The 7487-nt window shown below is 50.3% G+C and carries 1 protein-coding gene; it reads left to right on the top strand.

Annotation, left to right across the window (positions count from 1 at the left end):
* Positions 1-6 precede the first annotated feature (6 nt).
* Positions 7-7464: a beta-ketoacyl synthase N-terminal-like domain-containing protein gene (locus G9F75_RS08485; protein ID WP_167409047.1), complete on the top strand. Its 7458-nt coding sequence runs from the start codon at positions 7-9 to the stop codon at positions 7462-7464.
* Positions 7465-7487 lie beyond the last annotated feature (23 nt).

Genomic DNA, 7487 nt, shown 5'->3' with positions numbered 1-7487 from the left:
ACGGCTTTGCAAAACACTGAAGATCTTCTTTACAAACTATTGGCAGGCCAGCTGAAATCTGTCGGATTTTTTACGGAAAACGAAACGCAGCCTGTCATGCAGGGGTTTTACGGCAGGTGGCTGGAAGAAAGCATCTCCATCTTGGTGCAAAAAGGCTTTTTGAAACAGTCAGGCAGTACGTATGTGTTAACGGGTCCGATAGAGCGTGCGGACGTTCTGTGGCAAGAATGGGATGAAAAGAAAGCTCCTTTACTCAAGGACAGCAGCAAACAGGCGATGATCACCTTAGTGGAGACCGCTCTCAGAGCTTTGCCGGATATTTTATCCGGCAGAGTTTCTGCCACTGATGTTCTGTTTCCCGATTCCTCAATGGAATTGGTGGAAGGAATCTATAAAAACAATGAAACGGCAGACTACTTTAATGAGGTGCTCGCTGACACATTGGCGGCTTTCATTGAGGAACGGCTGAAAGAAGACCCGAACGCGGAAATCCGGATATTAGAGATCGGAGCGGGGACGGGCGGGACAAGCGCGGCCGTTTTCAAAAGATTAAAAGAGTACAAACATCATGTGAAAGAATATTGCTACACCGATCTGTCAAAGGCCTTTTTCATGCATGCTGAAAAAGAATACGGTCCCGACAATCCGTATTTGACTTATAAGCGGTTTAATGTGGAAGAGCCCCCGGCTTTGCAGGGTATAGAGGCGGGCGCATATGACGCGGTAATTGCGGCAAATGTGCTTCACGCGACAAAAAATATTCGGCGGACACTTCGCAATGCCAAAGCGGTGCTTAAAAAGAATGGGATTTTGCTATTAAATGAGATTAGCAGCCATTCGGTTTATTCTCATCTGACATTCGGTCTTTTGGAAGGCTGGTGGCTGTATGAAGACGCCAAACTGCGCATTCCCGGATGCCCGGGGCTGTATCCTGAAGCGTGGCAGTCTGCGCTGGAAAGCGAGGGATATCGGTACGTTACATTTATGGCGGAATCGTCACATCACCTCGGCCAGCAGATCGTGGCGGCAGAAAGCGACGGCGTCATCAGGCAAAAGCAGCCGAACGCGCAGGCGGTTGAAGAAACTGCGGCTTCCAAAGAGCCGGCTGATTTCACAGAACCGTCTTTCTCAGTCACAGACCGGACTGTGCAATTCATAAAAGAAACGTTAGCCAAGTCCATAAAGCTTGCTCCCGAGCGCATTCAGCCGGAAACCAGCTTTGAAAAATACGGCATCGACTCCATTTTGCAGGTGAATTTTATCCGCGAACTGGAAACATTGACGGGCGAGCTGCCGAAAACGGTCTTATTTGAACACACGAATACGAAAGAACTTGCCGAGTATTTGCTGGAAACTTACCCGGATAAGCTGCAACAGGCATTCGGAGCCGAACAAGCGCCTCCTGAAACAAAGCATCCGGAACCTGCAATGAATGAACCGGTGCCGCTTGTCACGGAAACGCGGCGGTTTATCACTGAACAAATAGAGCCAAAAGCGCCAAAGCCGGAAACAGAAACCGTCACCGTTAATCGTTCTGATCGTGACGACATTGCCATTATCGGCATCAGCGGCCGCTATCCCGAGTCTGAAACCCTCGATGAGCTGTGGGAGCATTTAAAAGCCGGAGACAGCTGTATTACGGAAGCTCCGGAAAACAGATGGAAATCCGGTCTTCTGAAAACAATGGCAAAAGAAACACGAAAAGAAGAACGCAAAACACGGTACGGCGGATTTCTGCAGCATATTGACGCTTTTGACCATCACTTGTTTGACATCCGGGAAGACCATGTGATGGAGATGACGCCTGAGCTCCGTCTAAGCTTAGAAACCGTATGGGAAACATTTGAAAACGGCGGTTACTCGTTAGAAAGAGTAAACGAATGGCAGGAATCAGACAGCGGCATCGGTGTATTTATGGGAAGTATGTACAATCAATATTTCTGGAATATCCCGTCGTTGGAAAAAGCTGCGCTCAGCTCTAACGGAGGGGATTGGCATATCGCCAACCGCATTTCCCACTTTTTCAATTTAACGGGCCCGAGCATGGGCGTTACGACCGCATGCTCCAGCTCACTGAGCGCCATTCATCTCGCCTGTGAAAGCCTGAAGCTTAACAGTTGTTCCATGGCGATTGCCGGAGGGGTCAATCTCACGCTTGAACCGTCTAAATATGATGCGCTCGAACGGGCGAATTTGCTTGAACAGGGAAGTGAAAGCAAAAGCTTCGGAACCGGCACGGGCCTGATGCCGGGAGAAGGAGTCGGGGCGGTGCTCTTGAAGCCGTTCTCTAAAGCGGTTGCCGACAAAGACCATATTTACGGGGTCATTAAAAGCAGCGCGTTGTGCCATAGCGGCGGAAGGCAGATGTACACGGCTCCGGATCCGAAACAGCAGGCGAAGCTCATGGCGGCTTCCATCGACAAGGCCGGAATCAATCCGGAAACAATCAGTTATGTTGAATCAGCGGCAAACGGCTCTGTATTGGGAGATCCGATTGAGGTCATTGCCCTGACAAATGCGTTCGCGCAATATACTGATAAAAAACGTTTTTGCGCGCTTGGATCCGTCAAGTCAAATCTCGGGCATTTAGAGGCGGCTTCCGGCATGTCCCAGCTCGCGAAAGTGCTGCTGCAAATGGAGCGGGAAACATTAGTCCCGACGATTAACGCAAAACCGCAAAATCCGAATATCGCGCTTGAACAAACGGCTTTTTACCTGCAGGAGAAAACCGAGTATTGGGAACGTCTGAAGGATGCCGAGACGGGAGACATCATACCGCGGAGAAGCATGATCAATTCCTTCGGGGCAGGCGGGGCATATGCAAATCTCATCGTAGAAGAATATATCAGACCGAATTCCGATCAGGCCCGTCACGGCGATGAGGAATATATTTTCCCTGTGTCAGCGAAAACAAAATGGAGTTTTGAAGCCTATCTTGACAGACTGGCGGCCTTTTTAGAAAAGACGCCATCTCTTCATCCGGCCGCCATCGCATCCGCGCTGCAAAAAAGAACGCATCATTCGGAGTATCGTGCGGCATTTACGGCTGCTTCCGTTCTGGAACTGCTGGAAAAGCTGGCCGCTTACCGCATGGATCAGCGGAATCTCAATTTCTCCGATTCTGATATTGGCCGGCGTGCGCGGCAATGGGAAAAAGGAGAGAATATCGCGTTTGATCAGTTGCGGCAGGAGCACGCCGTTCATCTGCCGGCCTACGCTTTTGACCACGGGACTTCTTTTCAATTCGGTGAATCAGAAAACGCTGCCGGCGTTCAGGCGGTATACAGTGATGTCGACCCATACGTGAAAGGGCATCAATTCAGCGGAGAACCGGTACTCGTCGGCGCTACATATAACAGTCTGGCAGTCGATCATTTTTGTGATCTTTTTCCTGAAGCGGAAGGAGGACAAATTAAAAAACTGAATTACGCGAGCCCCATTACCGTAAAAAAAGGCGATCGCATCGAGCTGAAAACAGAATCGAAACAAAATGGGGATGCATTTGAGCTGAGCATAATGCACCGCAGCCGCACGTCTCCTGATTGGAGCATAGCGGCGTATGCCGAGTGCAGCCCGTATCCGTTTCAAAAGCAGCACGCGGATCTGGCGGCCATTCAGCGCTCTTACCGGGAAGTGGGCCGGATAGATGAGTTATACGGAGACGGAACGGGAACTGTCGTGTGGGGAGAAGAATTTAAAACGATCACCCGCCTGTACAAAGGCTCTGATGCCGTTTTAGCGAAAGTGAACCTGAACAATAGCGACTCACAACAAGCGCATCATTATGCCGTAAATCCGTTAATCGCCAACAGTGCTTACTTGGCCTCGCTTTCTTTATTGGACCAAACGGAGGCGGAAAGCTATCTGCCGTTCGGCATTAATTCCGTCACCTTCAGCAGCCCGGAAGCTCTTACCGATTGCTGGCTGCACATCAAGCTGGCCAAACAAACGGGGGAAATGATTCTGATTAACGCAGATGTCATCAGCAGCCGATCGGAAGTGGTGATGCGTTTTGAAGGCTATGCCCTGAAACGGTTCCGCCCGAAAACCGAACAGATGAATCAGCCGGCCCGAACGGCTGTTAAGAATGCGGGAGCACCGATTTCTTCCGGCAGTCTGACAGATGATATCCGCAGCTACGTCCTTGGCAAGCTCGCCAAGATGATGGATGAACCCGCGCCATCTCTCCCGTCTGACGCGAATATCATGGAATTGGGACTTGATTCAGCGAGCCTGATCGGGCTGACAAAAGAGATCGGCCAAGAGGCGGACATCGATGTGAATCCAACATTGTTTTTCGAGTATCCGACCGCGGAGGAGCTGACCCGCCACTTCGCGTCAGCATATAAGAGCAAGTTTTCTCAACTGCTTGCCGATCATAAGCATTCAGAAGAGGTCAGGGTCACGGAAGCAGAAGAGCGCACTTTACCGAAGAAACAGCATCCGCCTTGTGATAACGCCGATATCAAGCAAGGAATCGCGATTATCGGTATGTCAGCTCAGTTTCCGCAATCCCCGGATATCCAGTCTTTTTGGGAGCACATCGTAAACGGGGATCACTGTATTACCGAAATTCCGGCGGACCGCTGGGACTGGCGCCGTTACGCCGGTGATGAGAATGACACGAGTCTCAGATGGGGCGGTTTTATTGACGGTGTCGGCGAATTTGACCCGCTCTTTTTCGGAATTTCCCCTAAAGAGGCATCACAAATGGGGCCGGAGCAATTTCTGCTTTTGATGCATACATGGAAGGCAATGGAGGATGCGGGCCTGACAAATAAGGCGTTATCAAGCAGACCGACAGGCGTTTTCGTTGCCGCGGGCAACAGCGATCCGAACAATGGAACAGCCATCCCGTCCATCATTCCGAACAGAATATCATATGCCTTGAATTTACAAGGACCGAGTGAATATTACGAGGCTGCCTGCACGTCAACGCTGGTGGCATTGCACAGGGCGGTTCAATCAATCCGTCATAACGAATGTGAGCAGGCTGTCGTGGGGGCCGCCAATATTCTGCAATCGCCGAAGGGCTTTATCGGTTTTGACTCAATGGGATATTTAAGCAAAAACGGCCGGGCGAAATCGTTCCAAAAAGATGCCGATGGCTTTGTCAGAAGCGAAGGGGCGGGCGTGATCATCATCAAACCGCTTGAGGCGGCAATTGAAGACGGCGATCATATTCACATGGTCATTAAAGGAACAGGAGTGTCTCACGGCGGTAAAGGCATGTCGCTTCACGCACCGAATCCGGCGGGAATGAAGGCCGCGATGAAAAAAGCGTACGAAGACACCGATGTTGATCCGCAAACCGTCACTTATATTGAAGCGCACGGCATTGCCTCCGAAATGGCAGATGCGCTGGAGTTTAATGCAATCAAAGCGGGTTACGGCGAGTCTGCAAATCAAGGGGAAAGCGCGCCTTGTTATATCAGCACCGTGAAACCTTGCATCGGGCACGGCGAACTCGCTTCCGGACTGGCCGCCCTTATAAAAGCGGCGATGGCCATGAAGCATCATACCATCCCGGGCATTCCCGGATTTACAGCTGCAAATGAGCAAATGGCCATTCAGAAAAGCCGCTTCCGTTTCACCGAAGACAATCAGGAATGGACACAGCTCACCGACCATATGGGCAGACCGATTCCGCGCCGGGCCGCAATTAACAGCTATGGCTTCGGCGGCATGAATGCGCATGTCGTCTTGGAACAGTACAGCCCGAGCCATAAAGACAAAGAATCTGCGTGTGAACCGCAGCTTATCGTGCTTTCTGCTAAGAGCGAAGGACGTCTTAAGGCGGCCGCAGGTCAGCTGGCTGATTTTGTGCAAACTGGAGATACTCCGTCATTGCGGGATATTGCTTATACGCTTCAGACCGGCCGTGAGGCGATGAACTGCCGCCTGGCACTCGTTGCCCGCAATCAAGATGAATTGCTGGAAAAACTGAAAGAGTACAGAGCATTTTCCGAAGAAAGCAATGGAATGAAAAGCTTCTTTACAGGCAGTCAGCAGACTGGATCAGGAGATATCGGCGTTTTACTGGAAGGGACTCTCGGTACAGTCGTCACGGAGACGCTGTTGGCTGAAAACAATCTGGAAAAACTTGCATTTTGCTGGGTGAAAGGTGCGGATATACCGTGGGACAGACTCCACCAAGGCAAATCTGTTCAAAGAGTGCCGCTTCCGACATATCCTTTTGAAAACCATAAGTATTGGAACGGCGGTCAGTCAGAAGACATCAGCCTTGCACCGGTATCACAGAATCCTCAGATCCGCTGCGAGAGCGCGGCTGACATTGTGGCAGACATTTTGGGGATGGAGCCAGCGGAAATGGATCAAAATAAGCCGCTGACTGAATACGGCTTCGATTCAATCTCCTCTATTCAGCTGCTGAAAAAACTTGAGGACGGAGACAGCCGCATCAGTCTGGAGGCTCTTCAGAAATGCAGCACTGTTCAGGAGATTAGCATGCTGTTAAAAACGAACCAATCGCAGGAGGCGGGCCGAAATTTTCCAGAACTCGTCAAGCTGAATGATAGAGAAAAAGGCCGTCCTGTTTTTTGGTTTCACGGCGGAACGGGAGGCGTTGAAGCATACCAGCCATTCGCCAAAAAGAGTCAGCGACCTTTTTACGGCATCCAGGCAAGAGGTTTGACAGGGAAAGAGCCGCTGCAAGGAATCGAAGAGACGGCCGCTTCTTATATGAGAATCATCCAAGCGGTACAGCCGAAAGGCCCTTATGACCTCGGCGGATATTCCTTAGGCGGAATGCTTGCATATGAAACCGCGCGCCTCTTGCAAGAGGAAGGTCATACGGTAAAAAGCGCCGTCATGATCGACACCCCGTACAGTGAAAAATGGAAAGAAAGAAAACCATCTGTTAAGTCGGTCATGCTGCAAACGATCAATACGATGCTTACAGCATATCTTAAGCCTGAAAACCTTGAAGAGGCATTAATCAGCAGAGAAGACATTACCGTCCAGGCTGAGGAAGAAGAAGTATTGAAAGAATTGACCGGCCTTGCCAAAAAGCGCGGTCTGCCAAAATCCGAAGAAGCGATCCGGATGCAGCTGGAGCAAATGATGAAGACGCAGCTCGCTTACGGAATGGAAGAGTATGACATGAAGCCGCTGCCTCATCCGGAAGCGCTGCAATGCTACTACTTCCGTAATAAAAGCGGTTTGTTCCTCGGAGATCTTGAACGTTATCTGACAGCAGAGGAAGAACAAATCCCGTTAGACCATGATGCGTATTGGAAAGAATGGGAACGCCAGATGAAACAGTTTCACCTGCTGGACGTTCACTCTTCCAATCATGTCACAATGCTGTCGGAACCAATGCCGCAAAACGCCATTAAGGCATTCTGCGAAAAACTGTACGCAAACAAAGGAACGATCAGCGCAAATTTCCTTAAATCTTTCAGAAAAAAGCTGGACGAAACAAATGAGCTGGTAAAACGGTAATAGAGAACGGCCGGAGCAATCCG

Origin of the sequence: Bacillus sp. EKM208B (assembly GCF_011800725.1) — a bacterium.
GTDB lineage: Bacteria > Bacillota > Bacilli > Bacillales > Bacillaceae > Bacillus > Bacillus velezensis.
This window is presented reverse-complemented; position numbering and strand designations above follow the sequence as displayed.